This window comes from Pseudomonas sp. 05N432 (assembly GCF_056396945.1).
This window is the reverse complement of the sequence record NZ_JBFTMM010000104.1, coordinates 1-385: the sequence shown is the minus strand read 5'-3', so window position 1 is coordinate 385 and position 385 is coordinate 1. Positions and strand designations below refer to the sequence as shown.

Sequence of the window (385 nt, the reverse complement as noted above, 5' to 3'; positions counted from 1 at the left end):
CTTCTATTAAGCTATTTTGAATTTTTTTAGGGTTTTTAGCATTATCAGTTAATGCTTGTTGGTCAGCTATCATAATAAAGTTGTTAAATTGGTCTTGTATTTCAACTCTTTTCTTTAGGGAACCGATATAATGACCGATATGAAGTTTACCAGTGGGTCTGTCACCTGTAAGTAGATTTTCCTTTTCCATTTCAATCGCTCCTTCATATAACATAATGAATTAGATATAAATCATATAGTCTTGTAATTTTTAATACTATTCTAACTTTAAACCTTAATTTAAATAAAGAAAGTCAATGAATAATCTAATCATATAGTCTTGTAATTTTTAATACTATTCTAACTTTAAACCTTAATTTAAATAAAGAAAGTCAATGAATAATCT

The 385-nt window shown here is 25.7% G+C and carries 1 pseudogene; it reads right to left on the bottom strand.

The features are described from left to right. Positions 1-190: pseudogene (locus tag AC1DHT_RS29460) on the bottom strand (tryptophan--tRNA ligase); the annotation flags it as partial. Positions 191-385 lie beyond the last annotated feature (195 nt).